The sequence below is a fragment of the Leucobacter aridicollis genome (genome assembly GCF_024399335.1).
GTDB lineage: Bacteria > Actinomycetota > Actinomycetes > Actinomycetales > Microbacteriaceae > Leucobacter > Leucobacter aridicollis_A.
Genome location: NZ_CP075339.1, coordinates 2,480,032 through 2,506,042 on the forward strand (window position 1 = coordinate 2,480,032; position 26,011 = coordinate 2,506,042).

Genomic DNA, 26,011 nt, shown 5'->3' on the forward strand with positions numbered 1-26,011 from the left:
GCAGATTCCAGTAGCGGGACGTACAGCTGAGGCGGGCGCCTGGAGAAACTCCGGACGCCCGCCTCAGTGGCGATTCTGCTCGGCTACTTCCCGAGCGCAGGCAGGACCGTAAACGGAAGTGCAAAGCCCACCGTTGTGAGCACAAGGCCGCCAACGAAGAGGAACAATTCATTGCTTGCACCGATCGCCGGGTTAAAGCCGTAGCTCGCGAGAACAATGCCACCCATTGCGAGCACAAACGAAAGAATAAAGACGATTGCGGTGACAGCACTCACCGAGCCCTGTGAGCTCTCCTCGAACAGACCCTCGCTCTGCTTAGCCATGTCTTCTCAATTCCTCCGTGGTGTGTTGGTTGAGCGCATTTGCGCACGCTGCCTCAAGCGTAGCCTAGACGCGCGGCGAAACCCACAGCCAAGCAGGTACACGTTAGGGTGGGATCGAAAACGCCCCCGCGGCGATTCAGTTGGTTTCACCAACCCATTGATAGGAGGTGCCGCATGGCCCGGCAGCGTATTGAGGTCGGCAAGTACCTCACGAACATCGGCGTACTCGGCGCGGCGGCAGGCGTCGTCTCCACGGCTCGCCGTACAAGCACCATGCCGCGTGACTGGCGCAGACTCATCGTTTGGGGGGTCTGGATCGCCGGGCTCGTCCTCGCAATCGCAGGTGTCGCGATGCAGGAGCGAGACGAGGAGTACGGCGCGGAGTAGTCGCACCGCGTCACACGCATCCCTTGCCATTGACGGGCAAGATGCGATAGTTTTCAGCGGTTAGGTGTGTCGGGAAGTCTGGTCGACGTGATGTTCGAGCAACCCCACATACGAGGAGTCTTCAATGGCGAGCCCCACCCCTGAAACCCCAATTCAGCACTCTCCCTCTGCACGCAGCCAGCGACGCCCGCGCAGAAGACTCTTCGCCTACCTCAGCAGGCGAGAGATCGTCCGGATCAATCGTCTGCTACGCCGCGAATTCGTTGGCGGCCTCATCATCATGGTTGCCGCGCTGGTCGGCTTCATCGCCGCGAACAGCCCGATCGCCGAGTGGTTCCTGACGCTTCGTGAGTTCAAGATCGGCCCGGAGGCGCTCGGCCTGCATATGAGCGTGGGCCACTGGGCCTCCGACGGTCTGCTTGCAATCTTCTTCTTCATGGTCGGGCTTGAACTCAAGCGAGAGTTCGTCGAGGGCGACCTCCGATCACCTCGCACGGCAATCGTGCCCGTGGCTGCGGCGTTCGGCGGCGTCATGTTCCCAGCGGCGATCTACCTCGCGGTCAACGCAGGGACTGACACCGCGCACGGGTGGGCGATCCCGACAGCGACCGATATTGCTTTCGCCGTCGCGGTGCTCGGCCTCATCGCGCCAAGAATCAACCCAGCCCTCCGCATGTTCCTCTTGACGCTCGCAGTCGTCGACGATTTCATCGCTATCGCGATCATTGCGGTGTTCTACACCGACGGCGTGAACCTCACACCGCTACTCATCGCTGTAGTGCCAGCCCTCGTATTCGCGTTCCTCATGCGGTGGAAGGGCGAGTGGTTCGCGCGGTCGAAGTGGGGCGCCTGGTTGATCCTGCTCCCCCTCGGCATCGTCACCTGGGCGCTGTTCTACAACTCGGGCATTCACGCGACCATCGCTGGCGTCGTCCTCGCGTTCCTCGTGCCTGTTCGCGGCAAAACAGGCGGCGAGGTCGCAGAGACCCTCAACAGCCGTTTCCACCCGCTGTCGGCGTTCATCGCGGTGCCGATCTTTGCGCTCTTCGCGGCTGGAGTGTCGCTCGGCGGGGCCTCTCGATTCCCCTTCGATCCGATCGCGATCGGCATCATGCTTGGCCTCGTGATCGGCAAGCCGCTCGGCATCACACTCACCACCTGGCTCCTCACCCGCTTCACCCGCGCGACGCTCGGCTCCTCAGTGCTCTGGCGTGAGGTCATTGGTGTCGGCGCACTCGCAGGCGTCGGTTTCACCGTCGCGATGCTTGTCTCGGAGCTCAGCTTCAGCAACGAAAGCGACATCGACACCGGCCGCCTCTCGGTCATGGTGGCCTCGCTCATCGCGGTCGCTGTGGCAGCCGCCGTGCTCATGCCGGGCCAACGCAAGCGGGCGAACCGGCCGATCACCCAGGCAAACCTCGTTGTGGACTGAGCAGACCTGTTTCGTTGGCCCCGCATCGCGGCGTGTCGCGCCCAGAACGGCCCCGCATCAGGGGCGCGGCACACGCGGGATACACAGTTTTCGAAGCCGATTTGATTAGTAGAAAATTTGCGTGCTATCGTATATCCCGTTGCACACCGCAGCAAGCGCCTTTAGCTCAGTTGGTAGAGCAGCTGACTCTTAATCAGCGGGTCCACGGTTCGAGCCCGTGAGGGCGCACAGATTAGCCCCGAGATCATCACGATCTCGGGGCTTTTTGGTTTCTCGGGAGTAGACAGTGCACACCAATAGCGACACCGCCAGAAACCAGCACCCACCCCGCGACATGCCTCTCGCGATCTATCGCTGCTACGAGACAACTTTCCTGGCGCTCATCATCCACCAGATTGACGCAGCGTACTGGCAGGAAGGGGATATGTTCGGGGTGCCAGGTGGCGTCCAAGGCTTTCTCGTATTTAACGCGCTGGCAGTCGGGGCAATCCTGCTTGGATACCGCGAGCTACTTATGGGCGGCCGATGGGAACTCCACGCAGCGGTCTTGTGCGGCTCGCTTGGCCTCGCAACTGCCGGGATTCACATCTGGTTCGCGGCCATCGGACGTGAAGAGTTCCATCTTCCACTCTCCATTGCCGCGATCATTGCCTGTGGGGCGTCGGGCATTGCACTACTGGAACTCACAAGAAGACTGTCACGTAGGCGGCGTGCCGCTCAGGTTTCCTAGGAACCACCGTCCGATCGAGGACTCGAGCACCAGTCGGGTTACTCCCCCGACGCCGCAGGCTCTAGAGTGTCGACACGACGGATCGAGGCACGCAATACGACCCTGAGGGTATTGCACACTCTCAGGTATGGTTTCGCTATGACTGATTTGAACGCAATGATGGTGGCAGTGTGGGCCATCTACCTCGGCGGGTTTCTGCTGGGCTTACTCATCCTGTGGGCAGTGATCCGTGGCGCTGTTTTGTCGGCCTTGCGCAAGCATGCCGAGGAGCAAAGGCCTGGCAGGCTCGATCCCTATTGAAGGCTCACCGCTCTGCTACCCGCCATGGAAGGGAGATCAGCGTGGCCAGAGAGCGCGTCCCGCCGCAGCTAGTGACAACCGCGAGTAGCCCGAGGCGAGCATAGTCCCCTGGCTGCTGAGGCCGGTGGTGTCGGCCTCTTCTGGCCGCCGTATTCGAGACCACGGGCTGAACGCCGACCCCAGAGGCCACACCGAGCCGGCACCAGAAGCGACACCCAAACCCACTGAATGCCTCACTTTGGATGACGGCTGGACAATCGCGCCTGACGAGTTCGGCATTTCCACCACGATCAGTGGGCATGTTTCGAACGATGGTGACAAGGCAATCACCAACTATGTGCAGATCACGTTCAATGCACTCGAGGCCGCGGGGGCAAATCTCGGCACTTGCCTAGCGAATACCAACACGACCGACACGAACGGCAAGTGGAAGGTCGGGGCCTTGCAGGCCTTGCCCTCCACATGAAATAGGCTCGCACCGGGCTGGCAAGAAGCTCCCCAGATTGTGAACCATGATTCACACAGCGGGTTATCCCCGCTACAGTAGCGTCATGAGCACAGATCGGTTACAGGACGCCGAAGTCATGGAAGCACTTGGCGTAATGAGCGGCACAGATCTACCTTGGTCGATCACGTTACTCCTGGATGACCTATACAAACGAGTAGCCTCCCTTGAGCAGCAGACCGAACTGCTGCAGGAGCAGCACCCCTCAGTAGCTGTTGCACGGACCAATTCGCGCTAGCCGAGACGACAAACCAGTGATGACGGAACTCCAGCCAGGTCTTGCCGCCCCCTGCCCGAGGTTCTGAACGCCCGCAACATCCGGGCGCGAACGCCCATGTCAACCCCCTGTACCCTCGCCGCGCTCAATTGGTACTGTGTGGGCCAAAGATGAGGACGGTGACACATGACCCAGCATCCCCCAGTTCAGCGTCAGGCGGCTACCAGCATTGCATTGCTCGCCGTTGTCGCCCTCGTAGCCTTCCTCGGGTCACAAGCGACCATCCCCAACACCGAGGGTTGGTACGCGGAGGCGACGAAGGTCCCGTGGAACCCGCCGAACAGTGTCTTCGGCCCGGCATGGTCCGTCCTCTACGTGCTCATCGCCGCAGCGGGGTGGCTCGTCTGGCGCAGCGGGTGGCGCGCCAGCGCGCCGAACGCCGCACGCACATCACTCACGCTCTTCACCGTCCAGCTCGTGCTGAACGCCGCCTGGACCCCGGTGTTCTTTGCCGGGTATCCAGTGGTCGGCGAGGCGGCCTGGTGGGTTGCGCTCGCCATCATGGTCGCGCTCGTCGGGTTCGTCATCGCCTTTGCATTTTCGGCCGCACAGTGGTCGAAGGTGGCGGCCTGGCTCATGGTGCCCTACCTGCTGTGGCTGCTCTTCGCGACGTCGTTGAACATTGGGATCATCGCACTCAACTGACCCCGAGTGCCGCGCTAGCGGACGTCCAACGCGTTCAGTAGGCTCTGCCGATATGGACAATTCTTCGACGACGGCACCGGGCCGGCTCTCGTTCAGGACAGTGTTTGGGGGCACCACTCTCCAGGAGGCCTACTACGGTGAGCCAAAGCGAATCACCAGGAACCTCGCCGACGCGGAGTTCGCCTACGGCATTGATCTGTTTCTGCATATTGGGGGCGAGGTCACGCCGGGCGACGGCGCAACGGGCCTGCGCAACCCGCGGGTCTCGATCGCGAAGCGCGTCGCGACCGCGCAACTGATCGTCACCGCCGACGATGCCGAAGCGGCGCCCGACGCGAGTCGGTACCTGCGCGAACTCGTCCACAAATCCGCGGCTGAACTCATCGCGCGAATTGCGGCGAAGGATCGCACAGCCGATGAGGCGGCCGAGCTTGCCAAGCTCCGCCCCCTACTTCTCGAGCGCTAGGCTGGGGAGAGGCACACATGCCGCACGGCCCCCGAACAACGACGGAGTCTCATGCCACAGCAGCCCTCATCCCCGTCCGCCGATCTCGAGTTCGCGCTCGAGCTCGCAGATCTTGCGGACTCGATCTCACTCCCCCGGTTCCGGGCGGCAGACCTACGTATCGATACCAAGCCTGATCGCACGTTCGTGACCGACGCCGACAAGGCAGTCGAGGATGCTCTCCGGGCGCGAATCGAAGCAGAGCGGCCCGAGGACGGGTTCTTCGGCGAGGAGTCCGGTCGCGAAGACAAAGGCACACGCCGGTGGATCCTCGACCCGATCGACGGCACCTCCAACTTCCTGCGCGGCGTGCCAAACTGGGCGACGCTCATCGCCCTCGAGGTCGACGGCACACAGACAGTCGGCGTGGTCTCGGCACCCGGCTTCGGCATGCGCTGGTGGGCAGAGATCGGCGGTGGCGCCTGGGGCCAGGAGGTCGGGAAGGATTCTCGCCAGCTGCACGTCTCCGGGGTGAGCGACCTTGAACACGCCTCGCTGAGCTTCCAGTCAATCGAACAGTGGCGGCTCGCCGGCTACCTTGACTCGCTTCTCGCGCTCGAACAGGCGACCTGGCGCGACCGCGCGTACGGCGACATGTGGTCGTACATGCTGCTCGCAGAAGGGCTCGTCGACATTGTCGCCGAGTTCGACGTCAAACCCTACGACCTCGCGGCCCTCGTGCCCATCGTCACCGAGGCGGGCGGGCGCTTCACCGATATCGAGGGGAACGAGACCGCCTGGAACGGCAGCTCGCTCGCCACGAACGGCCATCTTCACGATGCGGTAATCACGACCGTTGCTGCGGCCAGGAAGTAACGGCCCTCACGGCCAGAACCGAATCGAGTTGAACAGACTGTGACAACCCCAGACTCAGCCCCAGTTGCACGACCCGCGTCCGCCGCTATGGTTGCCGGCGCGTTCGCGCTCGACGCGATCCTCATCGTCGTGTTCGCCGCGATCGGACGTGAGAGCCACGCCCGCGAGGCGACGCTGTTCGGCCCGCTCGAGACCGCCTGGCCATTTCTCGCGGGGCTCACGATCAGCTGGCTTCTCGCGGCAGCATGGCGGCGCCCAGCCGCGATCCTGCGCACCGGGCTTCCCATCTGGATCGGCACGGTCGCCCTCGGAATGCTGTTCCGCGCGCTCACAGGCCAAGGAACGGCGTTGCCGTTTGTGATCGTCGCGACCCTGACAGTGTCAGCCTTCCTGCTCGGCTGGCGGCTCATCGCGCTCCTCATCTCGCGGGCGCGGTCACGCGGCAGATCGCCAAGCTAAGCAGACCGAAAGACCCGGCTCACGCCTCCAACGATCTTCGTCGCCTGCAGCCACAACAGCATGCGCGTCACAGGCCGCAACGCCCATCCTTGCAGCGACCGCCGCGCGACGCTACGTTCCCAGGCGATGCGTGCCCGAATTGCCGTTCCGCCGGCCGCGTGTTCAAGCTGAATTTCGAGCAGCCGCGTATTGGCGTTTGGTTCGTCAGGAAAGCTAAGGCGCCAGGCAACGCGGGCCGGCTCGGAGGCCTCGACGAGCTCGAAAGCGATCCGGTTCAGCGATGCTCGCGTGCGGAGGGGCTTGCCGTCAGGCGCGTGCGTTCGCCCCCTCCCCTCCCACGTTGCGCCGATCTCGGGCATGGCACCGGGGCTGGGCTGCGGGCTGATAGACGCCGGGTCGACAGACTCGAGCATCTCCTCCCACTCGGGCATTCGGCCGGGGTTAGCCAGTAGCTCCCACACTGCGTTCGGCGGTGCCGGGACGAAGCCGGTGACCGCCCGGGCGAGCGCCTTCGGAGTGGCCTGGCCATGCGGTCTGACCCCGGGACTTCGGCCCAGCGGGGCCTCCCCCGGTGCAGCGGTGCGGCGAGGAGAACCGGCCTGCCCGATGCCAGCCCAGTCAACAGTCTCAGCGCCATCGGCACCCCCGCCGAAGTCAGGGATGCGCGCCGCGGCTTCGAGGCGTTCTCGGACCTCCAGTGGGTCTACGCCAAGCCTCATCAGGACCCCGGAGATGAAGCCACTCGGCTCGTCAATGAGGGCACGCAGGACGGCGGTTGCGCTACCGTCTGAGTTCTTCTCGGACACGCTGTTCAGCACCTTGCCCGCTCGCGAGGTCCACTCGTAGCCACCGGTTTCGTTGAAGACAATAGGCCCGGGCTGTGGGGGCGCCATGTCGATGCCGAAGGCGCGCAGGTCTTCTGCGTGCTGGTCGGCGATCGCCTGCCGCGCTCCGTGAAGCGTCACTCCGAGTGCGCGCAACACCTGCCCGGCCGCCTGCTCGCTCGCAACGAGTGCGACGAACAAGTGGTCGATGTCAGTGTCGCGGGCGCCAAGCCTGGAAGCCTCCTCCATCGCTGTCATCGAGAGGGTGTGCATCGTCGCGGCGGCCGCGCTCAACTTCCCCATCACGCGCCTCGACCTGCGCGGAGCGTCGCATGCACACGCTTCGAGTACTTCTTATGAACGGCCTGCCTGGTGACACCGAGCGCCTCGGCTATAGCCTGCCAGTTCATTCCCGAGGCGAGCGCGGCCTCGACCTGCTTAAGTTCGAGTGTGTCGGCGAGGGTTCTCAGCGCGGTCACAGCGCGGAGCCCCGCACGCGGGTCGGTCGTATCTGCCGCGACGTCGGTAAGCTGAAGGGTCATGCTGTCAACCTACGTTGCTCGGAACAAGTTTGTCAACCTAGGTTGCTCCGATGGGAGCGGTTTTGGGCGTGGTACTGGCAACGGGGTCGTGCCAGAGCCAAGGCCCGGGGCCTTCCCTCCCAGGGACCCCGCCTACATTCAATGGGATCGACACTTCCAATGCCGGCGCCCAACTCTGCAGGACTTTATTCTGCAGATCACATGCGAGACGTTGAGACCAGGAGGGCGCCTAGGGTCGGCAAGCCGCCCCAGCACAGCCGTAACTCATGGGATCTGCACTTCATATGCCCCCACAAAGGGCGCACGACATATATTCAGCCGATCACATACGAAGTGAGGGGCCAGGAGCGGCGCGAGGGCTGGGCCGCCAGAGGCCAGCGCCCAGACGAGACAGGAATGGGCCCGGAGCCGGCACGCCGCCCCCGGCCGCCTAGACCTGCTCGAGCGCTATCGCCTGTGTGAAGCTCATGCGATCTTGCACGACCCGCTCCGGGTCCCAGCCGGGGCCAGGCGTAGACGAGATGAGCAGCTTCGTGTAAGCGTGCTCGGGTGCCCCAAGCACCTCGGCTGTCGTCCCTTCTTCGACCACGGTCCCGCGGTAGAGCACGAGCACCCGGTCACAGACCTCCTGGATGACCGCGAGGTCGTGGCTCACAAAGAGGTACCCAACGCCAGTGTCATGCCGAATGCCCGAGAGCAGGTCGAGCACCTGCGCTTGGACCGACACGTCGAGTGCAGACACCGCTTCGTCGAGCACGAGCAGGTCGGGCTCGACGGCGAGTGCACGCGCAATCGCGACGCGCTGCCGCTGCCCTCCAGAGAGCTCGTGTGGCTTCGCATCCGCGTGGCGCTCGGACAGGCCAACACGATCGAGCAGCGCGAGAGTACGAGTGCGCGCGTCAGCGCGAGACACCGCAATCCCGTGCAGGCGCATCGCCCGTCCGAGGGTCTCGGCCACGGTGAGCCGCCGGTCGAGTGAGCCGTTCGGATCCTGAAAGACCATCTGCACCGCACGGGCGCGCGCGAGCCGCGCCTCGCGACCCCGCGCTGGCGCGAGCCTATCGACACCGCCAAGCCGGACCTCGCCGGAGTCCGGCCGTTCGAGGCCCACAAGGATGCGGGCGATCGTTGACTTACCTGATCCTGATTCGCCGACGAGCCCCACTGATTCTTCCCGGTCGATCGAGAAGCTCACGCGGTTCACCGCGGTCACGTCGGCGGCAGAGGCCCGCCCCCTGCTGCCGAGCCTGAACACCCGGTGCAGTTCGGATACTTCGACAAGACTCATGCGGCGCTCCCTCGCGTCATCGTTGGCGCCGCGGCAATGAGCGAGCGCGTGTACGGGTGTGTTGCGTCGGCGAAGAGACGGTCGCCAGCGAGCGATTCAACGATTTCGCCGTGCTTGAGCACGTGCACCCGGTCGCAGATTGCCGCGGCAAGGTGCAGATCGTGAGTGATAAACAGCACCCCGAGGCCGCGCTCGCGAATCTGGCGTTGCACGATCGCGATGACCTCGGCCTGGGTCGTCACGTCGAGCGCACTCGTGGCTTCGTCGGCGAAGATAAGCGAGGGGTGCGTGCTCAGCGCACCGGCAATGACGACGCGCTGCAGCATGCCGCCTGACATCTCGTGCGGATACTGCCGCATTCGGCGTTCGGGGTGGGTGAGCCCGACCGCGGTGAGCAGCTCTCGCACGGTGTCGTGAGCTTCGGCGCGGGGTCGTCCGTGCACGCGGATGAGTCGCTCGGCGAGCGAATCCCCCACGCGGCGCACGGGGTTCAGCGCGGCACGGGGATCCTGCTGCACGAGCGCGGTGTCGTCGGCGCGCACGCGCCTGAGCGTCGCTGGGTCGGCGCCGAGCATCTCCTGGCCGTCGATCCGCACGCTTCCGCCCAGCTCGGCTTCATCCCCGTACAGGCGGAGCGCGGCACGAACGGTTGTTGATTTCCCGGAGCCGGACTCGCCGACGAGGCCGACGAGTTCGCCGCGGTCGACGTTGAGGCTCACCCCGCGTAGCACGCGGATCGGGCCGTCGTCGCCCGCGAAGCTCAATGATAGGTTTTCGATCTGCAGCAGCATGGTCCCTACTTTCTTGCCAGCAGCCGGTCTGCGATGCGAACACCGACAACGTTCACCGCGATCACGACGAGGGCGATCGCGGCACCTGGGATGAGCGTCGGCAGGAAGTGTCCCTGCACGATTCCGGCCTGTCCTTCCTGCACCATCAGACCCCATTCGGAGCTCGGCGGCTGCGCGCCGAAGCCGAGGAAGCTCAGGGTCGCGATGCTCATGAGCGCCTCCCCGAACAGCACGACGAGGTAGCCGACGAGCGGCGGCAGCAGGTTCGGAACGACCCCGCGGACGCAGATCGCGAGCCCGCCCATTCCCTGGGTGCGGTAGGCGTCGATGTACGCCTTCGAGATCTCACTCAACGCGAGGGATCTCGTGAACTTCGCGATCACCGGCGTGTACGCGAGGGCGAGCGCGACCACCGCCGTGACCGGGCCTTTGCCGAAGACAGCGATCACGAGAACGACGAAGAGCAGCCCAGGAAACGCGAACATCACGTCGGTGATGCGGGCGAGCACCGTGTCGACCCAGCCGCCGCGCCACGCGGCCAGCATGCCGATCGTGACGCCGAGCACGGTCGCGATCGCGAGCAGCACAATCGGCCCAACGAGCGTATCTGCGGTGCCCGTCATGATGCGCGACAGCAGATCTCGTCCCATCTGGTCGGTGCCGAGCAGGTGGGCCGCGGACGGTGAGCCCCAGAGTGCGGCAAAATCAATCTCCTCGGGCGCGTAGGGCGCGAGGAATCGGCCAAGCACCGCGACGAGGGCGACAACCGCGAGAAAGCCCGCCGACAGCCAGAACGAGAACGGGCTGCTCTGCCGCGCGGTGCGCTTGCGGAGCCGTGGAGGGAGGAGCGCGGTCATCGCGTGGCCACCTTCGCTGAGATTCGGGGATCGAGCACTGGAAGCAGCAGGTCAACCACGGTGGTCACGATCATGTATGCCACCACCATGAACAGGAGCACTGCTTGCACGACTGGGAAGTCGTGGGTGTTAATCGCGTCGACGAGCAGGGACCCAACGCCAGAGAGGCCAAACACCGTCTCGACGGCGACGGTTCCGGCGATCATCGATGCGATGACCAGGGCGACCATGGTAATGATCGGACCCCAGGCATTGCGCAGCACGTGGTCGCGCACGATGAACCGCTCGCGCAAGCCTGTCGCGCGCGCCGCCTCGACATGCTCGGACGTGAACTGTTCGATCATCGTCTGTCGCGTGACACGGCTGACGATCGCGAGGGCCGTGATCGCGAGGGTGAGCGCCGGCAGTGTGAGGTGATAGAGCTGCGCCCCGACGCCGCCGCTGCCGATGCCAGCCACCGGGAACCAGCGGAGCTGCACCGAGAACAGCGCGACGAGGGCGATGCCGAGCACAAACGATGGGATGCTCGCGGCGAGTGTCGTGCCACTGACGATGAGCGAGTCGACGGCGGTCCGGCGGCGGACCGCCGCGACGACGCCCAGGCCAATCCCGAAGATGACAAGCAGCACCGCGGCGTATGCGACGAGCGACAGCGTGGTCGGGATCCGGGCCGCCATGATGTCGGCGACGGGCTGGTGGTACTTGAACGATTCACCGAAGTTTCCGGTGAGGGCGCCCGAGGCCCAGTGCCAGTACTGCGCCAGCATCGGCTGGTCCAGGTGGTACTGGGCCCGGACGCTCGCAATCCGCTCCGGGGTCATGTTTTCGGGGTTCCCGATCAGGAATGTGACGGGGTCACCCGGCGCCGCAAACATCGCAGCGAAGATGATGAAGGAAGCGATCACCAGCGTGACAAGCATGCCGGCGAGCTTACGGATTGCGTGGGGCATTGCGCTTAGCCCTCCGTGCTGCCGAGGTCGGCTGCCCAGGGGTAGTAGATGAACGCCGCCGACGAGGGAACGCCGGTGACATCGTTCGACATGACGAGCGTCGCGGGGGTCGCGACGACCGGCAGCCACACTGCGTGGTCGACCCACTTCTGCTGGAGCTTGATCGCGATCTCGGCGCGCTCGGCGTCATCAGTTGCCGCGTAGCCTTCGGCGACGAGGGCGTCGTATTCGGTGTCAGTGAAGCCGACGAAGTTCACGCCCGCGTCGCTCTTGCCGTTCTTGTAAAACCCGATCGGGTCGTTCTTCGAGATGTAGTACTCATCGGGCCAGAGGTCGGCCTGATTTCGGAGCGCCTCGTCACTGTAGAGGTCGCCGTACTGCACGGCGGGGACGGTGAGGATCTCGGCGCTCAGGCCGATCTTGCTCGCCGCGTCGACGAGCGCGTTGGCGATGACGTTGTGCGCGGAGGAGCCGTTCGAGGCGACGACGATCGGGTCGGCGGGTGCACCGGCCTCGTCGACGAGCGCCTTCGCGGCTGCGATGTCGTCGTCACTGGGCTCAGCGGGCGCACCCTCGAGGGCTTCATATGCGGCCTGGAACGCGTCCTGCTCGTAGCCCCAGGCACCCGCGCCAACGGGGGTCTTCCACGGCTCGGCGAGCCCGCCGAATGCCGACTGTGCGATGCCCTCGCGGTTGAGCGACAGCGACAGCGCCTGGCGGAGCCGCTCGTCGGTGAGCGCACCCTTTGCGGTCGACTCGAGTACCCACGCGTTCGTGGATGGGCCCTGGAAGACGCCGACCGAGTCGCTCGCGAGGAACGCCTTCGCGCCGGCGGCGTTCTCGAGGAACGCGCCCTGGGCTTCACCTGTCGTGAGCGAGTTCACGATTGCAGATTCGTCGGCCCACCGGAACACGATCTCGTCGACGAGCCCGGCACGGTCGGGGTTCCAGTAGTTCGCGGCCTTGGTGATGGTGAGCTGCGCGCCAGCGTCCCAGCTCGTCACCTCGTACGGCCCGCTGCATGCGGAGGCGCTGCCCGGCTTACCGAACTTGTCGCCTTCCGCCTCGATGACGCGCGGGTTCCACACGATGCCGCCGTCGCCGGCCATCGCCTGCACGAAGATCGCGTCGGGCTGACTCGTCGTGACGGTGATCTCGTTGTCTCCGGTCTTCTGCATGTCGACGACGTTGCCGTACTCGTCGGACTCGGCGGCGCCTTCGGCCGCGTGGCGCTGCATGCTCCAGAGGACATCGTCGGTTGTGAGGGGGCTGCCGTCATGGAACTCCGCGCCCTGGCGGATCGTGAAGACGACGTGGGTGTCGTCGACCCACTCCGCCGATTCGGCGATGCCCTCGCCGAGCGACAGGTCGGGCTGCACCTGCATCAGCCTGTCGCAGACGTTGGCGAGCACGGTGTCGTCGGCCGTCGTCGCGTCGATGTCCGCGTCGAGGGTCGTCGGCTCACCGCCGAGCATCCATGTCACCGAGGCGAGCGGCCCTGCCGCCGCCGGGGTACTCGGGCCGAACGGCACGTCCGCCGCCGGATCGTCCGAGGTCGCTGAGCTTGGGCCGCTCGCGGAACAGCCTGTCAGTGCGAGCGCCGTCAGTGTGACGGCACTCACTGCGAGTGTGAGAGTGCGGGCTTGGTGCCGTTTCGCGCTCATAGGGTACGCCTCCTTGCGTGGGTGGATGGTTAGTGAGAACGAGTTGTGGGGCGGGCGGTGCCGGGTCCGGCATCGTCGAATCGGGGGCCGTCGTAGAGGTTCCACGGCAGCGCGACATACGGGGTCTCGCACGGGAAGCCCGCGGCGATAAGGTACTCCCCCGTCGTGAGGTTCACGCAGCTCGAGAGCAGCGTCGACCATTGCTTCAGCGGCGGCGCCTCGGGGTTCGGATGGGTGCAGACACCCTCGGGGAACCCGAGGTGATCCGACATCGCCGCCCGGACGAGCTCTGCGCTCTCTGCTGGCGTCGTCGCTGCGGCGACAGCGGCGAGACCCGCGGTCACCCGCGGTAGCCGCAGGAGCGAGTCCGCCGACACTGGCCGGTACTTGCCTGCGAGTTGGGGCGGCACGGACGCTTGGAAGTGATTCGTGTGCGCGATGCGGCCGTCCTCGGGGAAGATCCAGTCGACGCCCTCCGGGGTCGTCTCGAGGTCGATCCCGTACCCGCTGCGGTGCGCGAGCAGCGCGTTGCTGGCAATGTGCGGCCGCACCTTCACGAGGATCTTGAGCGCGGCGGCGAGCTCGGAGCTGTCGAGCACGAGCCTGCGAATGAGTGTCTGCGGCAGGCCGATATCGTTGCCGAAGCTACCGCCGAGACCATTCGCGTTCAGGGCGATGCCCGCGGAGTTCGCGCCGTGCCGACCGACCTGCCCGGCTTCGACCTGCATGATGACGGTCGGAAGTGGATCCTGCACAATGCGCACGATGAGGGTGGTGTCGGCGGTGAGGGTGCGCCAGTCCCAATTTTGCCCAACGAGGGTGTGCCCGGTGCCCGACGCTGCGCCGGTGAGGAAGAACGAAGTGCAGCCGTCCGCCTGATCGCGCTCGTCGTCGGTCGGATCGGCCGTGGGCACCTGCGCGGCCCGGCCGGACTGGTGGTTGTAGACGAACTCTCCGCGCACGTTCAGCGTCAGGATCTCCTCGAAGCTGCGGCCAGAGCCGTCCGCGATGCCCTGCATCTCCTCGACGAGGTGTGGCGCATGCTGCTCGCACACTGGCAGCCACCGCTTCACCGAGTCGGTGATTGCCGCCCAGCTCATCCCGGTCTGCTGGGTGAGCGCCGCCTCGTAGTAGCCGATCGCGCCTTCGATGAGATCGGCAGCGGCCTTCCCGTATTGGCGTCCGCGCTCACGCGGCGTGCCGCTGATTTCAATCGTGCGGATGGGCATTGCGCTCACTCGGGGACTCCTTTGGCAGATACTGCGGTGCGGGGCGTTGGTCTTGCGCCGGAGCGCTCCAACAGGGGAGGATAACTGGAACAAGCATTACAAGAACACCTCATTCCAGAATAGATGATACATACATGGAAGCCTTTGTAACAACCGATACGGAAAATCCGGGCCTCACTCGGCTGCGCGCGCGCATCGCCGAACGCTGGGACAGCCTCTCTCGCGCGGAACGAGCAGTGTGCGCGACGCTCACCGGATCCTCGTCGGAACACCTGCTCTACGCGAGCGCCGCCGATCTCGGCACGGAGTCGCGCACATCGAACGCGACGGTCATCCGCACGTTGCAGTCACTCGGCTACGCGGGCCTCTCCGAGCTCAAGCAGGAGGTTGCGGCACCGTTCACCACCGCCGTCGCGCCCGAGGTGCGGCTCAAACAGCGCATCGAATACCTCGGCCAGAATCTCGCCACGATCCAGCAGGAGGTGTGGAAAGAGGCAGAGTCGCTCCTCTCCCTCGCCGCGCAGGGGAACACTGACGCCGACTACTCAGCCGCGATCGACGTGCTCATCCACGCGCGCGCGGTGTATTGCTACGGTCTCGGCGCGTCGGGTATCGCCGCCGAGCATCTTGCGCTGCGGCTCCGCCGTACCGGCGTCTCGACGAGGCGGCTGACAGTCGACGGTTTCCGCCTTGCCGACGAGTTGCTTGGCCTCGGAGCGCACGACGCCATCGCGGTGTTCGCGCCGGGACGCGTCACCCGGGACATCGAGGCAATCCTCGACCGGGCCAACCAGGTCGGGGCCAAGACGCTTCTCGTGACCGACGAGCTCAGACAAACCCTGGCGGATCGGGTTACCGCAACCCTCGCGGCGCCCCATACCCCGACCGGGATCACCGCGGAGGGCCTCATCGGCATCCTCATCGCTGACGTCCTCGTCCAGGGAATCGTCGCAGTGGGACCAGACAAGGCCCTCGTGGCGTCCCAGGAGCTCAACGAGCTCCGCGCACAACTCGGGTACTAGCCAGCCGCACCTCAGAGCACGCACAAAGGCCGCCCCTCGGGGCGGCCTTTGTGTTGAGATCCACGTGTGTGATGGTTTTGTTCGTGGAGCCGCGGGGAATTGAACCCCGGTCCACTTCGACGATTCCATGCCTTCTACGAGCGTAGTTCGTGAAAACGTTCTACTCGGCCCCATTCTTTGTCACGAACACCTAGGATGACAGGCCCAGTCTCAGCAAAAGTCCCGGTGCGCCCTGAGACGCAACGCACCAGCAAGCCCCCTAGATGACGCCAGGAAACCGGGGCGGAGGCACACCCGGCCTGACGGACTCGGTCTCGTGCTTAGGCAGCGAGAGCGAAGTCGGTGCGCTTAGAAGTGGCACCTATTGGTTGCGAAGGGCGTTTACGAGATAACTCCGCGTCCTCGGCCCGCTTCTCACAGTCTCAAATCGACGTGTCGAAACCGATCGGCCCCGTCTGTGCGGGTGAGTACACCACCCGCGAACAATCGCATCACACACTGTTGAATTCTCAAGGTTCCTGGACGAGCCAGGCCTTACAGGATAGCACGGGGACAAGACGAGCTACAGTCACCCCGGTTGCGCTGCGGGCGAATGCGCCCGAAAGCACACAGCGGGTGGGCCGTGTCCGGCCCACCCGCCTGCCAGCCAGCCAGCGCGCGCTAGCGCGTGAGGAACTCCAGCGTCTCAGCAACGCGGTTCGAGAAGCCCCACTCGTTGTCGTACCATGCCGATACCTTCACGAGCTTGCCCTCAACACGAGCGAGCTCTGAGTCGAAGATCGAGGAGTGCGGGTCGCCGACGATGTCGCTCGACACGAGCGGATCCTCGGAATACGCGAGCACTCCCTGCAGGCGGCCTTCCGCTGCCTCCTTGAAGGCCGCGAGCAGCTCATCTCGGGTGATGTCGCGCTTCACGATTGCAGTGAGCTCGACGATCGAGCCGACTGGCACGGGAACGCGCAGCGAGTCACCCTGGAGCTTGCCGTCAAGCTCGGGGAGCACGAGGCCGATTGCCTTGGCAGCTCCGGTCGAGGAGGGCACGATGTTCAGTGCGGCAGCGCGTGCGCGGCGCGGATCCTTGTGCGGGCCATCGACGAGACTCTGGTCACCCGTGTAGGCGTGGGCGGTCATCATGAAGCCCTGCTCGATGCCTGCGAGGTCGTTCAGCACCTGCGCGACGGGAGCGAGCGCGTTCGTGGTGCACGAGGCGTTCGAGATGATGCGGTGGCTCTCGGGGTCGTATGCCTCTTGGTTGACGCCGCGAGCGATCGTCACGTCGGCTCCCTTCGAGGGCGCGCTCACGAGCACGCGCTTGGCGCCTGCTTCGAGGTGGAGCGCCGCGTCCTTCGCGTTCGTGAAGCGACCCGTTGATTCCACGACGACGTCGATGTTCAGCTCTCCCCAGGGGAGCTTCGCGGGCTCGCGCTCTGCAATGATCTGGATCTTGCGATCGCCGACGATGAGGTGGCCGTCTTCGAAGCGCATCCGATCTTTCGCCCGCCCGTAGACGGAGTCGAAGTTGAAGAGCTGTGCGAGCGCGTCGCCGTCGCCGAGGTCGTTCACTGCTACGAGGTCGAGATCGCTGCCCTGTTCGAGGATCGCGCGGAGCAGGCCGCGGCCAATCCTGCCAAAACCGTTGATAGCAATACGAGCTGTCATTTATCCATCTTTCTCGGACTTCTTGGGGTACTAAGACCATTCTCAAGAGAAAGCGAAAGCGCATCAAGTGGCATTAACGCCCACTCGCGCAAGGATCACGCCACCGGCAGTGTCAGCGGGCTTTCCCGCCAGAGCGATCGTCGAGGCAGTTACTCCCCCGCGGTAAACGTGCGCCTGTACTCACTCGGCGTCGTGCCGAGTACCCGGCGAAAAAACTGCCGCAGGTTCGCGCCTGACCCGAGGCCGACAGAGAGGGCGATCTCATCGATCCCGAAATCAGTATTCTCAAGCAGTTCACGCGCGAGATCGATCCGGGCACGCATCACCCACTGCATAGGGGTATAGCCCGTCTCCTCGCGAAAACGCCGCGAGAACGTTCGCGGCGACACGTTCGCGTGCCGAGACAGCGACTCGATGGTGAGTTGCTCGTCGAGGTGCGTGAGCGCCCACTCGCGCGTCGCCGAAAACCGTTCCCCGATCGTCGGCGGCACGCTCCTGCGCACGTACTGCGCTTGCCCGCCGGAGCGATACGGAGCCGCGACGAGGCGCCTTGCCGCGTGGTTCGCACTCGCCATGCCGAGGTCGCCCCGCAAGATGTGCAGGCACAGGTCAATGCCTGACGCGGCCCCGGCCGACGTAAGCACCGAACCCTCGTCAACAAAGAGCACGCTCTCGTTGACCTGGATACGCGGAAAGCGCTCAGCGAAGATGCGCGAGTAGTGCCAGTGCGTCGTCGCGCGCTTGCCGTCGAGCAGCCCCGTCGCCGCGAGCGCGAACGCGCCAGTCGAGATCGCTGCGAGGCGCGCGCCCCTGTCGTGGGCAGCACGCAGGGCGTCGACGAGGGCCGCCGGCGGCTCCTCACGGTCTGGGTGCCGGTACCCGGGGATGAAGATCAGCTCGGCTTCCGCAAGAGCTTCAAGCCCCTGTTCAACGGCGTACGACAGCCCGTCGCCGCCCGAAACGAGCCCCGGTTCCACGCCGCAGACGCGCACCTCGTACGGCATGCTCGGCCTCGTCGTGAAGACCTGCGCGGGGATTCCAACGTCCAGTGGCTTCGCGCCGTCCAAGATGACGACGGCGACCTTGCGAAGGTGATCCCCCATACTCTGCGACCTACTCAGCACCGCGGTTGCGCTGCCGCATTGCCCGCTCAGCCTCGCGCTTATCCTGCTGCTCACGCAGGGTCTGACGCTTGTCGAACTCACGCTTGCCCTTCGCGAGCGCGATCTCGACCTTCACGCGGCCGTCGAGGAAGTACAGCCGCAGCGGCACGATCGTCATGCCGCCCTCGCGAGTCTTCTCGTGTAGCTTGTCGATCTGCTTGCGGTGAAGCAGGAGCTTGCGCTTGCGGCGCGGCGCGTGGTTCGTCCACGATCCGTTGAGGTACTCAGGGATGTAGGCGGCGTCGAGCCACGCCTCTCCCCTGTCAATGAACACGTAGCCGTCGACGAGCGAGGCGCGCCCCATACGAAGCGACTTCACCTCACTACCAGTGAGCACCAGACCAGCCTCGTACGTGTCGAGGATGAGGTAGTCGTGGCGCGCCTTCTTGTTCGAAGCGATGAGCTTCTCACCGGTCTCCTTGGGCATCTTCACTCCCTCTCTGCGTCTGGTGCGCTTGCATACGCAAGGATCCAGCCTACCGGAGCCACCCCGAGCGGCGCGAACCCAAGTCGGGGCAATCAGTGCCGCCCCGCTCACACAGGCACAGTGCCATGCAGGCGGGGCGGTACCGGTCAGCCGTCGCGCTAGACGCGCAGGTAGCGGGTGATCGCGATCTTGGCGGCGATCGCCGAAAGGATCACGCCAAGCGCGATGAGGATCGGGGGCACGATCAACGACTGCTCGACAGTGATGTAGCTCGTGAACGGAACTTCCTTCACGAGGAAGCCCTGGACGAAGAACTTCACGATGGCGACGGAGGCGGCGCCCGCCAAGACCGCGCCGATGAGGGCGGCAATGATTCCCTCGAGTATGAACGGCGTCTGGATGAATCGGTTCGAGGCGCCGACAAGTCGCATGATCCCGATCTCGCGCCTACGAGAGAATGCGGAGAGCCTGATCGTCGTGGAGATAAGCAGCATTGCCGCAATGAGCATGAGGCCCGCGATTGCGATCGCGGTATAGCTCGCTACCCCGAGGAACAGGAAGATTCGATCGAGCAGGCTTTGTTGGTCTTTCACGCTCTGGACCCCGGGGATGCCAGTGAACGTCTCGAGGATGATCTGCGACTTCGCCGCGTCTTTGAGCTTCACCCAGTACGTCTGGTTGAGCTGATCGGGGCTCGTGACGTCAAGGATCGGGTTGCCCTCAAACTGCTTGGCGAACTCTTCGTACGCCTGGTCGTGGTCGAGGAAGAAGTAGTCATCAATGTAGGGCGCAAGCATCTCCGACTGCAGGGCAGCTTCGACAGCCGCGATCTCGTCTTCTCCAGCATCGCTGCCGTCACACGTCGCGCTGCGGTCGTGCGAGGTGCAGAGGTAGACCGCGACCTGGGCGCGGTCGTACCAGAACGACTTCATCTGCTGCACTTGCTGCTGCATGAGAATCGCAGCGCCGACAAACGTCAGCGACACGAAGGTGACGAGGATCACTGAAATAACGACGGAGAGGTTGCGGCGCAGGCCGCTCCAGACCTCTCCCACTACGAGCCTGAATCTCATCGGGTCGGCCCCACATTCCCTTGATCGTCGTCGCTGAGGCCGAGCCGCTCGGCGAATCCGCCGGCCTCTGCCACCTGCACTGTGCTCTCAACGTCGGGCTCGAGGAACGACGGTATGCGTTTGCCGGGCACCGCCTCGTCCGGTGGTGGTGGAACGTTCAAGTCTGCGCCTTCTTCGAGCCGCGTCGCGAGCGGCTCTGCCTCGTCCTCCATAATCGGGTCGAGTGTCTGTTCAGCGGCGGCCGAGGGCATGGCGTCGGGGAGCTGAATCTCGACGTCACCGGGTGTCACCTCTGCCGCCGCATCCTGCGCGCGTAGCCGCTCGATGTCGGGGGCGAGCGCCTGGCGCACGACCTCTTCCGAGGTGCGGAGCACGCGGGCACCGGTGTCTGTGAGCTCGGCGATCGGGATCGATGCCGTGTGACCGTAGCCGCCCTCGACATCGTCGCGGACAACGACTCCCTGCGAGAGCTCGACAACGCGCTGCTGCATGATGTCGACAAAGGTCGCCTCGTGGGTCGCCATCACCACCGTCGTGCCCGAGGCGTTGATCGCCTTGAGCAGCTGCATGATACCGAGGCTCGTCGCCGGGTCAAGGTTGCCTGTCGGCTCGTCGGCGAGCAGGATCGCCGGCTTGTTCACAATTGCCCGGGCAATCGCAACGCGCTGCTGCTCACCGCCAGAGAGCTCGTGCGGAAACCGCTTTGCTTTGCCAGTAAGCCCCACCATCTCGAGGGTGTCAGGCACGGCTTCTTGGATGTAGCCGCGTGACTTGCCAATGACCTGCAGGGTGAACGCGACATTGTCGAACACTGTCTTGTTCGCGAGCAGTCTGAAGTCCTGGAAGACCGTGCCGAGGCCGCGGCGGAAGTACGGAACCTTGCGCGATGAGATCTTGCTGAGATCCTGACCGGCGACGTGAATCTGCCCCGAGGTCGGGCGATCCTCACGCAAAATGAGCCGCAGGCAACTCGATTTACCGGAGCCCGACGCGCCGACGATGAAGACGAACTCGCCGCGGTCGATCTTGAGATCCACCGAATCGAGCGCGGGTTTTTGCGTGCCGCGGTACTTCTTGGTGACGTTTTCAAAGAGGATCATAACGCCACAGAGACTACGCGGCGTTTGGTGAATACCTGCTGAGGCGCGCGCGAATTCCGAGCATTCTCGGAAACCTTTGTGCAAGCCCGGAAGCGGCTATGACGCCAGCAACGCACCCGCTACTTGTTCAGTGATCGCCAACGGATACCGGCCGCAATAAACCCATCGAGATCGCCGTCGAACACCGCGTCAGGCTGGGTCGACTCATGCCCCGTCCGCAGGTCCTTCACGAGCTGCTGCCCGTACAGGAAGTATGAGCGAATCTGATCGCCCCAGCTCGCCGTAATATTGCCAGCGAGCTCCTTCTTCTTCGCAGCTTCTTCCTCGCGCTGCAGAATGAGCAGCCGGGCCTGCAGCAGGCGCATCGCAGCCGCGCGGTTCTGGATCTGACTCTTCTCGTTCTGCATCGAGATGACGATGCCAGTGGGGATGTGCGTGATGCGCACCGCGGAGTCGGTCGTGTTCACTGACTGACCGCCTGGGCCGCTCGAACGATACACATCCACACGGATGTCGGTCTCGGGGATCTCGACCTCGGTCGCCTCGGCGAGCAGCGGAATCACCTCGACTGCGGCGAAGCTCGTCTGGCGCTTGTCGGCCGAGCCGAACGGGCTGATCCGCGCGAGGCGGTGCGTGCCGGCCTCGACCGAGAGCGTGCCGAACGCGTAGGGTGCGTCGATCTCGATCGTCGCCGACTTGATGCCGGCACCCTCTGCGTACGAGGTGTCGAGCACCTTCGTCGGGTAGCCGCGATCCTCCGCCCACCGCAGGTACATCCGCAGCAACATCTCCGCAAAGTCGGTTGCGTCGTCGCCGCCCGCACCCGATCGGATCGTCATTACCGCGGACTCGGCGTCGTACTCCCCCGACAGCAGTGTCTGGACCTCGAGATCCTGAATGAGCGTCTCGATGGCGGCGAGCTCAGCGAGCACCTCGGCCTCGGTGTCTGCGTCTCCGGCTTCTTCGGCGAGCTCAGCGAGTACCTCGACGTCATCGATGCGCGACTCGACGCCGCGCACCTTTCGCACACGCGCCTGCCTGTGCGAAAGCCCGCTCGTCACGACCTGCGCGGCCTCCGGATCGTCCCACAGATCGGGTGCTGCCGCCTGCTCCTCAAGCTCAGCAATCTCGCGGTCGAGCTTCGGCAGGTCGGTGACCTCCGCGATGTCTGCGTACGTCGATCGGAGCGAGCGGATCCTTGCGGCGAAGTCCTGTTCAAGCATGATCGTCAAGTCTACTCCGCTCAGAGCTAGATCACTGCGGCGAGCGCATCACCACCGAACATTCCCCCCGCAGTGCGACCGCCGGCTGTGTCGTGTGATGCAGTCGCCGACCCCACCCCGCTGTCCCAGGCGAGACGGAGCCGAGCGACGGCCTCGGTGAGAACGGCCGGCTCGGCAGTAAACGGAACCCGTGCGAATCGTTCGAACACCCCGGGGCTCCCGAACCGCGATCCAGGCGGAAGCCATACCCCGAGCTGCGCGGCATCTCGACTGAGGCGGGTTGACGCAGGCCCGCCGAGGTCAACCCACGTGCAGGCTCCACCGACGACGGGAGACATCGTCCATTCGGGCAGGTGCGCACCGAGTTGTTCACTGAGCACACGATGGCGCTCGGTGAGCTCAATCGAGCGATCGGCGAGAATCTCGTCGTACCTGTCGAGCGCGAGCTCTGCGAGCAGTTGCTCCCAGCTGCCGGTGCCAAGATCACCGACCCGGCGCGACGTCTCAAGCCGGGCGATGAGCTCCGGCGTCGCACGTATCCACCCGATCCTGAGCCCACCCCACACGGTTTTGCCAAGGGATCCGACGGTGATTACGAAGTCCTGCTGGTGTGCCTGAGATGCTGCTGCCGCGAACGGCAGAGCCATTCGGGTGCCGCCGAGCGCGAGCTCGGCGGTGGTCTCATCGGCGATGATGTGAGTGCCCTGGGCAGTGAGCGTCGCGATGAGCTCAGCTCGGAGTTCGCCGGGCATGCTCTGGCCAGTCGGGTTGTGATGGTCGGGGATGAGATACGCGAGCCTCGGCGACGTCCGTCGAGCGATGTCGAGGATGCTCGCGGCGTTGTATGCGGAGGCCTCAGCTCGCTCCCCTGCCCTGGCGTTCTGCCAGACAGGCAGCTCGGCCACGAGCGCTCCTGTCGCCGTAAGGGCCTCCCGCGCATGCGGGTAACTCGGCGATTCGATGAGCGTACGATCGCCGCGACGCAGCAGTGTGCGTGCGATGAGAAACACGGCGTGCTGAGCGCCCAGAGTGACCATGATCTGATCCGCCGTCGTGTGTAGCCCACGCTCCGTGTAGCGGGCGGCAATCCGCTCCCGAAGCGACTGCCTTCCGATCGTGTCAAACCCGATCTCGCGAAACAACTCCGGCTGTCTGGCGACCGCTGCGTTGGCGAGCCCTTCCAGTCCATGCCAGGGCGACGGGCATGCCGCCGACAGGTCAATTTCTGCGTCGTCGGCGGATTCCGCTGCACCGGCTTGTCTCCGTTGCGCTCGCACGACAGTCCCTGACCCCTGCTTCGACTGTGCCACGCCTTGTTCGCGGAGGCGCTGGTACGCCGCGGACACGGTGGTGCGGCTCACCGCGAGTGCCTCGGCTAGCTGGCGCTCGGCCGGCAGTGCGGTCCCGAGCGGCACGCCGCCGTCACGAACGAGCAGCCAGATGCTGTCTGCAAGCTCGACGTAGCTGTGGCCTGAGCCACGCCAGTCGCCAAGCATGCCAACGAGGCGCCGCGCAGAGAGTCGTTGGGCGATCATGGGGCCACTCTACTCAGATTGGCCCCTTGATGACCAGGCCAAAAAGGAGTGGACTGGTTCTATGCTCCTTCGACTCGCTCGCCTCATCCCCGGCCTCATCCTCTACGGCATCGCCGACGCCTTCATGATCAAGGCTGCCGTGGGCGTCGACTCATGGACCGTCTTCGCCCAGGGAGTTGCGGCGCACACCGGGCTCAGCATCGGCATCCTCACAAACATCATCGGGCTCGCGGTTCTACTGCTGTGGATTCCGCTCCGGCAACGCCCTGGCCTCGGAACGGTGCTCAACATTCTGCTCGTCGGCCCCGGAATCGATCTCGGCCTCTGGCTCCTGCCGACACCTGGACCACTCTGGCTGCGCATCGTGTTCTTCGCAACGGGGCTCCTTCTCCTCGCCGTCGCGAGTGGCATCTACATCGGCGCAAGGCTCGGGCCCGGGCCGCGCGACGGCCTCATGACAGGCATTCACAACAGGTTTGGCACGCCGATCTGGATCGCGCGGACAGCAGTCGAGCTCTCCGTGCTCCTTGTGGGGTGGCTGCTCGGAGGAAACGTTGGGCTCGGTACTGTCGCATTCGCGCTGCTCATCGGCCCCCTCTGCGGTGTGACGCTGCCACTGCTTGACCCCGTGACCCGCCGCGAAGCTCGCGATGCACGGGCGGTCCAAGCCAAGCAGGCAGCCGCTGATCCCTCCCCGATCCACACCCGCTAGCAGCGCGAAGGGGCCGCGCAGGATCTCCCCTGCGCGGCCCCTCGTGTCACCGAGAACTGCCATGCGGCCAGCTCTCGCGTCGACTACTCGGCGTCTTCCGGCACCTTGTTGTATCCGGTCACCGGCTGGCTCTCGTCGAAGGCAGTGACCTTCTTCCGGAAGCCCTTCGTGAGGAATACGAGGTAGATCAGGCCGAGAACCGTCCATGCGACGCCACCGACGAGGGCATCGAAATGGAGGTTCGCCCAGAGCACGCCGGTGAGGATCATGCCGATGCCAGGCATCACAACATACGAGAAGAAATCCTTCGGTGTCTTGTAGCGCTTCTGCTTGATCGCGAACCACGCAATCACCGAGACGTTCACAGCGGTAAACGCGATGAGCGCACCGTAGTTGATGAACGCAGAGATGATCTCGAGCGTGAACGCCATTGCGAGGAGGCTCACCGCACCCGTCAGCACAATGTTGAAGGTCGGGGTGTGCGTCTTGGGGTTGATGTAGCCAAAGAACTTCTTCGGGAGCACGTTGTTTCGGCCCATCACGAGCAGCATGCGCGACACCGAGGCGTGCGAAGCCAAACCTGAGGCGAGCGTCGCCGCGAAGCCAGCGGCGGTGAGCACTGCCTGCAGCACCGGGCCGCCAACGAACTGGCCGATGAGCGGCAGCGTCGAATCCTCAACGAACTGCATGTCGCCGCCCGGTGCGAACTCCTCCCAGTTCGGGAAGCGCTGCTGCGTGAAGTAGCCTGCGATCAGGAAGATCGCGCCGCCGAGCACAACCGTGAGCAGGATCGCACGCGGCATAACCTTGGGGCTCTTCGCCTCCTCGACGTACATGGTGACAGCGTCAAACCCAATGAACGAGAAGCACACGATAGTTGCGCCAGTGAGCACGGCGCTCATCTGGACGCCCTCGTGGAAGAAAGGCTGCGTTGAGGCGATGGATCCGGTGCCTGCGCCGTCCTGCAACTGTGCCCAGACCATCACCACAAAGACGACCATGACAACGATCGAGAACACGAGAAGGATCATGTTGAGGTTCGATGTGCCGCGCATCGTGAGATAGATGACGCTGGTCACAAGGATGCAATACAGCACTACCCAGATCCAGCCCGGTGTGCCCGGGAACACTGCCTCAAGGTAACTGCGGATGATGAGGCAGTTCACCATCGGCAGCAACAGGTAGTCAATGAGCGAGGTCCATCCGACCATGAAGCCCACGTTCGGGTGGATCGACTCGCGCACGTACGTGTACGCCGAGCCCGCGCTCGGGATAGCACCGGCCATCTTGCCGTAGCTCACTGCGGTAAACATCATCACGACGAGCGCGACGAGGTATGCAAGCGGCACAACGTTGTCGGTGTCGCGGGCGACAAGGCCGAACGTGTCGAAGACGACCGTCGGAGTCATGTAGCCAAGGCCAAGGCCAACAATGGCCCACAAACCAAGGTTTCGTTTGAGCGACCCGCCACGCTTTGCAGCGGGCGTGAACGTCTTTGTCATGTGCTCTCCTAAACACCGAGAGTCGCACAGGCTTCTTCGCTCCAATGCGACAACTGCTGGGGGCGGAATTG

The 26,011-nt window shown here is 64.6% G+C and carries 28 protein-coding genes, 1 tRNA gene and 1 other RNA gene; 12 read left to right on the forward strand and 18 right to left on the reverse strand.

Annotation, left to right across the window (positions count from 1 at the left end; all coding sequences use genetic code 11):
- Window positions 1-83 precede the first annotated feature (83 nt).
- Window positions 84-323, reverse strand: a complete 240-nt coding sequence (locus KI794_RS11135) for a hypothetical protein (protein WP_119278906.1) — start codon at window positions 321-323, stop codon at window positions 84-86.
- Window positions 324-497: 174 nt separating this feature from the next.
- Between KI794_RS11135 and KI794_RS11140 the strand changes: the two genes are divergently transcribed.
- From KI794_RS11140 to KI794_RS11185, 10 genes are all read left to right on the forward strand, one after another.
- Window positions 498-710, forward strand: coding sequence for a hypothetical protein (locus KI794_RS11140; RefSeq protein ID WP_255808134.1), 213 nt, complete (start codon window positions 498-500; stop codon window positions 708-710).
- A gap of 124 nt (window positions 711-834) precedes the next feature.
- Window positions 835-2,142, forward strand: coding sequence for a Na+/H+ antiporter NhaA (nhaA, locus tag KI794_RS11145; protein ID WP_255808136.1), 1,308 nt, complete (start codon window positions 835-837; stop codon window positions 2,140-2,142).
- A gap of 155 nt (window positions 2,143-2,297) precedes the next feature.
- Window positions 2,298-2,370 (forward strand) — tRNA-Lys (locus tag KI794_RS11150).
- 58 nt (window positions 2,371-2,428) lie between these two features.
- Window positions 2,429-2,872: a DUF6713 family protein gene (locus tag KI794_RS11155; RefSeq protein ID WP_255808137.1), complete on the forward strand. Its 444-nt coding sequence runs from the start codon at window positions 2,429-2,431 to the stop codon at window positions 2,870-2,872.
- A gap of 138 nt (window positions 2,873-3,010) precedes the next feature.
- Window positions 3,011-3,172 carry a hypothetical protein gene (locus KI794_RS11160; protein ID WP_162920759.1) on the forward strand — a complete coding sequence of 54 codons (162 nt, stop codon included), beginning with the start codon at window positions 3,011-3,013 and terminating at the stop codon, window positions 3,170-3,172.
- A 124-nt stretch (window positions 3,173-3,296) separates the two neighbouring features.
- Window positions 3,297-3,638, forward strand: coding sequence for an FxLYD domain-containing protein (locus tag KI794_RS11165; RefSeq protein ID WP_255808138.1), 342 nt, complete (start codon window positions 3,297-3,299; stop codon window positions 3,636-3,638).
- Window positions 3,639-4,080: 442 nt separating this feature from the next.
- Window positions 4,081-4,599 (forward strand): TspO/MBR family protein, encoded by a 519-nt coding sequence (locus tag KI794_RS11170; RefSeq protein WP_119278941.1) that lies wholly within the window; start codon window positions 4,081-4,083, stop codon window positions 4,597-4,599.
- 52 nt (window positions 4,600-4,651) lie between these two features.
- Complete coding sequence (locus KI794_RS11175) at window positions 4,652-5,065, forward strand: hypothetical protein (RefSeq protein WP_255808139.1); 414 nt, start codon at window positions 4,652-4,654, stop codon at window positions 5,063-5,065.
- 51 nt (window positions 5,066-5,116) lie between these two features.
- Entirely contained in the window at window positions 5,117-5,920 is an 804-nt protein-coding gene (locus tag KI794_RS11180) for an inositol monophosphatase family protein (RefSeq protein ID WP_119278945.1), read from the forward strand.
- A 39-nt stretch (window positions 5,921-5,959) separates the two neighbouring features.
- Entirely contained in the window at window positions 5,960-6,379 is a 420-nt protein-coding gene (locus tag KI794_RS11185) for a DUF3054 domain-containing protein (protein WP_370647808.1), read from the forward strand.
- Here KI794_RS11185 and KI794_RS11190 read toward each other — a convergent pair.
- The 8 genes from KI794_RS11190 to KI794_RS11225 all read right to left on the reverse strand — a co-directional run bounded on the left by KI794_RS11190 (window position 6,376) and on the right by KI794_RS11225 (window position 14,524).
- On the reverse strand, window positions 6,376-7,506 hold the full coding sequence (locus KI794_RS11190; RefSeq protein ID WP_255808140.1) for an SRPBCC family protein: 1,131 nt from the start codon (window positions 7,504-7,506) through the stop codon (window positions 6,376-6,378). The two genes, KI794_RS11185 and KI794_RS11190, sit on opposite strands and share 4 nt — an antisense overlap.
- Complete coding sequence (locus tag KI794_RS11195; protein ID WP_119278951.1) at window positions 7,506-7,745, reverse strand: hypothetical protein; 240 nt, start codon at window positions 7,743-7,745, stop codon at window positions 7,506-7,508. Before KI794_RS11195 ends, KI794_RS11190 begins: the two co-directional genes overlap by 1 nt.
- A gap of 430 nt (window positions 7,746-8,175) precedes the next feature.
- Window positions 8,176-9,033, reverse strand: coding sequence for an ABC transporter ATP-binding protein (locus KI794_RS11200; protein WP_119278953.1), 858 nt, complete (start codon window positions 9,031-9,033; stop codon window positions 8,176-8,178).
- A complete protein-coding gene (locus KI794_RS11205) occupies window positions 9,030-9,824 on the reverse strand; it encodes an ABC transporter ATP-binding protein (RefSeq protein ID WP_255808142.1) in 795 nt (264 codons plus the stop codon). Before KI794_RS11205 ends, KI794_RS11200 begins: the two co-directional genes overlap by 4 nt.
- A gap of 5 nt (window positions 9,825-9,829) precedes the next feature.
- Complete coding sequence (locus KI794_RS11210; RefSeq protein ID WP_119278957.1) at window positions 9,830-10,681, reverse strand: ABC transporter permease; 852 nt, start codon at window positions 10,679-10,681, stop codon at window positions 9,830-9,832.
- Window positions 10,678-11,631: an ABC transporter permease gene (locus KI794_RS11215; RefSeq protein ID WP_119278959.1), complete on the reverse strand. Its 954-nt coding sequence runs from the start codon at window positions 11,629-11,631 to the stop codon at window positions 10,678-10,680. Before KI794_RS11215 ends, KI794_RS11210 begins: the two co-directional genes overlap by 4 nt.
- 5 nt (window positions 11,632-11,636) lie before the next feature.
- Window positions 11,637-13,295, reverse strand: coding sequence for an ABC transporter substrate-binding protein (locus KI794_RS11220; protein ID WP_119278961.1), 1,659 nt, complete (start codon window positions 13,293-13,295; stop codon window positions 11,637-11,639).
- Window positions 13,296-13,324: 29 nt separating this feature from the next.
- Entirely contained in the window at window positions 13,325-14,524 is a 1,200-nt protein-coding gene (locus tag KI794_RS11225) for a C45 family autoproteolytic acyltransferase/hydolase (protein ID WP_255809763.1), read from the reverse strand.
- A 134-nt stretch (window positions 14,525-14,658) separates the two neighbouring features.
- Between KI794_RS11225 and KI794_RS11230 the strand changes: the two genes are divergently transcribed.
- Entirely contained in the window at window positions 14,659-15,546 is an 888-nt protein-coding gene (locus KI794_RS11230; protein WP_119278963.1) for a MurR/RpiR family transcriptional regulator, read from the forward strand.
- An 81-nt stretch (window positions 15,547-15,627) separates the two neighbouring features.
- Here KI794_RS11230 and ssrA read toward each other — a convergent pair.
- The 8 genes from ssrA to yczR form a co-directional block, all read right to left on the reverse strand.
- Window positions 15,628-15,999: a transfer-messenger RNA gene (gene ssrA, locus KI794_RS11235) on the reverse strand.
- A 207-nt stretch (window positions 16,000-16,206) separates the two neighbouring features.
- Window positions 16,207-17,205 (reverse strand): type I glyceraldehyde-3-phosphate dehydrogenase, encoded by a 999-nt coding sequence (gap, locus tag KI794_RS11240; RefSeq protein WP_119278965.1) that lies wholly within the window; start codon window positions 17,203-17,205, stop codon window positions 16,207-16,209.
- A 149-nt stretch (window positions 17,206-17,354) separates the two neighbouring features.
- Window positions 17,355-18,308 (reverse strand): GlxA family transcriptional regulator, encoded by a 954-nt coding sequence (locus KI794_RS11245; RefSeq protein WP_119278967.1) that lies wholly within the window; start codon window positions 18,306-18,308, stop codon window positions 17,355-17,357.
- Between the two features lie 10 nt (window positions 18,309-18,318).
- The gene (gene smpB / locus KI794_RS11250) at window positions 18,319-18,795 is read right to left on the reverse strand and encodes an SsrA-binding protein SmpB (protein WP_119278969.1); all 477 of its coding nucleotides are present in this window, start codon (window positions 18,793-18,795) and stop codon (window positions 18,319-18,321) included.
- A gap of 158 nt (window positions 18,796-18,953) precedes the next feature.
- On the reverse strand, window positions 18,954-19,868 hold the full coding sequence (gene ftsX, locus KI794_RS11255; protein ID WP_119278971.1) for a permease-like cell division protein FtsX: 915 nt from the start codon (window positions 19,866-19,868) through the stop codon (window positions 18,954-18,956).
- Window positions 19,865-20,968 (reverse strand): cell division ATP-binding protein FtsE, encoded by a 1,104-nt coding sequence (gene ftsE / locus KI794_RS11260; RefSeq protein ID WP_255808144.1) that lies wholly within the window; start codon window positions 20,966-20,968, stop codon window positions 19,865-19,867. The genes ftsX and ftsE overlap by 4 nt, the downstream gene beginning before the upstream one ends.
- A gap of 119 nt (window positions 20,969-21,087) precedes the next feature.
- The gene (prfB, locus tag KI794_RS11265; protein WP_119279001.1) at window positions 21,088-22,191 is read right to left on the reverse strand and encodes a peptide chain release factor 2; all 1,104 of its coding nucleotides are present in this window, start codon (window positions 22,189-22,191) and stop codon (window positions 21,088-21,090) included.
- 26 nt (window positions 22,192-22,217) lie between these two features.
- Complete coding sequence (gene yczR / locus KI794_RS11270) at window positions 22,218-23,726, reverse strand: MocR-like transcription factor YczR (protein WP_119278976.1); 1,509 nt, start codon at window positions 23,724-23,726, stop codon at window positions 22,218-22,220.
- Window positions 23,727-23,787: 61 nt separating this feature from the next.
- On the opposite strand from yczR, the gene yczE reads away from it, so the two are divergent.
- Complete coding sequence (gene yczE / locus KI794_RS11275; protein ID WP_119278978.1) at window positions 23,788-24,438, forward strand: membrane protein YczE; 651 nt, start codon at window positions 23,788-23,790, stop codon at window positions 24,436-24,438.
- Window positions 24,439-24,521: 83 nt separating this feature from the next.
- Here the strand turns inward: yczE and KI794_RS11280 are convergent, their stop codons facing one another.
- Window positions 24,522-25,940, reverse strand: a complete 1,419-nt coding sequence (locus KI794_RS11280) for an APC family permease (protein ID WP_255808145.1) — start codon at window positions 25,938-25,940, stop codon at window positions 24,522-24,524.
- Window positions 25,941-26,011 lie beyond the last annotated feature (71 nt).

Coding starts and splice junctions, on each gene's coding strand:
- KI794_RS11190 (WP_255808140.1), bottom strand. CDS start 7,506: ATGGGGAAGTTGAGCGCGGCCGCCGCGACGATGCACACCCTCTCGATG.
- KI794_RS11210 (WP_119278957.1), bottom strand. CDS start 10,681: ATGACCGCGCTCCTCCCTCCACGGCTCCGCAAGCGCACCGCGCGGCAG.
- nhaA (WP_255808136.1), top strand. CDS start 835: ATGGCGAGCCCCACCCCTGAAACCCCAATTCAGCACTCTCCCTCTGCA.
- smpB (WP_119278969.1), bottom strand. CDS start 18,795: ATGCCCAAGGAGACCGGTGAGAAGCTCATCGCTTCGAACAAGAAGGCG.
- KI794_RS11135 (WP_119278906.1), bottom strand. CDS start 323: ATGGCTAAGCAGAGCGAGGGTCTGTTCGAGGAGAGCTCACAGGGCTCG.
- KI794_RS11180 (WP_119278945.1), top strand. CDS start 5,117: ATGCCACAGCAGCCCTCATCCCCGTCCGCCGATCTCGAGTTCGCGCTC.
- KI794_RS11215 (WP_119278959.1), bottom strand. CDS start 11,631: ATGCCCCACGCAATCCGTAAGCTCGCCGGCATGCTTGTCACGCTGGTG.
- KI794_RS11140 (WP_255808134.1), top strand. CDS start 498: ATGGCCCGGCAGCGTATTGAGGTCGGCAAGTACCTCACGAACATCGGC.
- KI794_RS11225 (WP_255809763.1), bottom strand. CDS start 14,524: ATGCCCATCCGCACGATTGAAATCAGCGGCACGCCGCGTGAGCGCGGA.
- gap (WP_119278965.1), bottom strand. CDS start 17,205: ATGACAGCTCGTATTGCTATCAACGGTTTTGGCAGGATTGGCCGCGGC.
- KI794_RS11200 (WP_119278953.1), bottom strand. CDS start 9,033: ATGAGTCTTGTCGAAGTATCCGAACTGCACCGGGTGTTCAGGCTCGGC.
- ftsX (WP_119278971.1), bottom strand. CDS start 19,868: ATGAGATTCAGGCTCGTAGTGGGAGAGGTCTGGAGCGGCCTGCGCCGC.
- KI794_RS11160 (WP_162920759.1), top strand. CDS start 3,011: ATGACTGATTTGAACGCAATGATGGTGGCAGTGTGGGCCATCTACCTC.
- KI794_RS11280 (WP_255808145.1), bottom strand. CDS start 25,940: ATGACAAAGACGTTCACGCCCGCTGCAAAGCGTGGCGGGTCGCTCAAA.
- KI794_RS11195 (WP_119278951.1), bottom strand. CDS start 7,745: ATGACCCTTCAGCTTACCGACGTCGCGGCAGATACGACCGACCCGCGT.
- ftsE (WP_255808144.1), bottom strand. CDS start 20,968: ATGATCCTCTTTGAAAACGTCACCAAGAAGTACCGCGGCACGCAAAAA.
- KI794_RS11205 (WP_255808142.1), bottom strand. CDS start 9,824: ATGCTGCTGCAGATCGAAAACCTATCATTGAGCTTCGCGGGCGACGAC.
- KI794_RS11245 (WP_119278967.1), bottom strand. CDS start 18,308: ATGGGGGATCACCTTCGCAAGGTCGCCGTCGTCATCTTGGACGGCGCG.
- KI794_RS11230 (WP_119278963.1), top strand. CDS start 14,659: ATGGAAGCCTTTGTAACAACCGATACGGAAAATCCGGGCCTCACTCGG.
- prfB (WP_119279001.1), bottom strand. CDS start 22,191: ATGCTTGAACAGGACTTCGCCGCAAGGATCCGCTCGCTCCGATCGACG.
- KI794_RS11175 (WP_255808139.1), top strand. CDS start 4,652: ATGGACAATTCTTCGACGACGGCACCGGGCCGGCTCTCGTTCAGGACA.
- yczR (WP_119278976.1), bottom strand. CDS start 23,726: ATGATCGCCCAACGACTCTCTGCGCGGCGCCTCGTTGGCATGCTTGGC.
- yczE (WP_119278978.1), top strand. CDS start 23,788: ATGCTCCTTCGACTCGCTCGCCTCATCCCCGGCCTCATCCTCTACGGC.
- KI794_RS11220 (WP_119278961.1), bottom strand. CDS start 13,295: ATGAGCGCGAAACGGCACCAAGCCCGCACTCTCACACTCGCAGTGAGT.
- KI794_RS11170 (WP_119278941.1), top strand. CDS start 4,081: ATGACCCAGCATCCCCCAGTTCAGCGTCAGGCGGCTACCAGCATTGCA.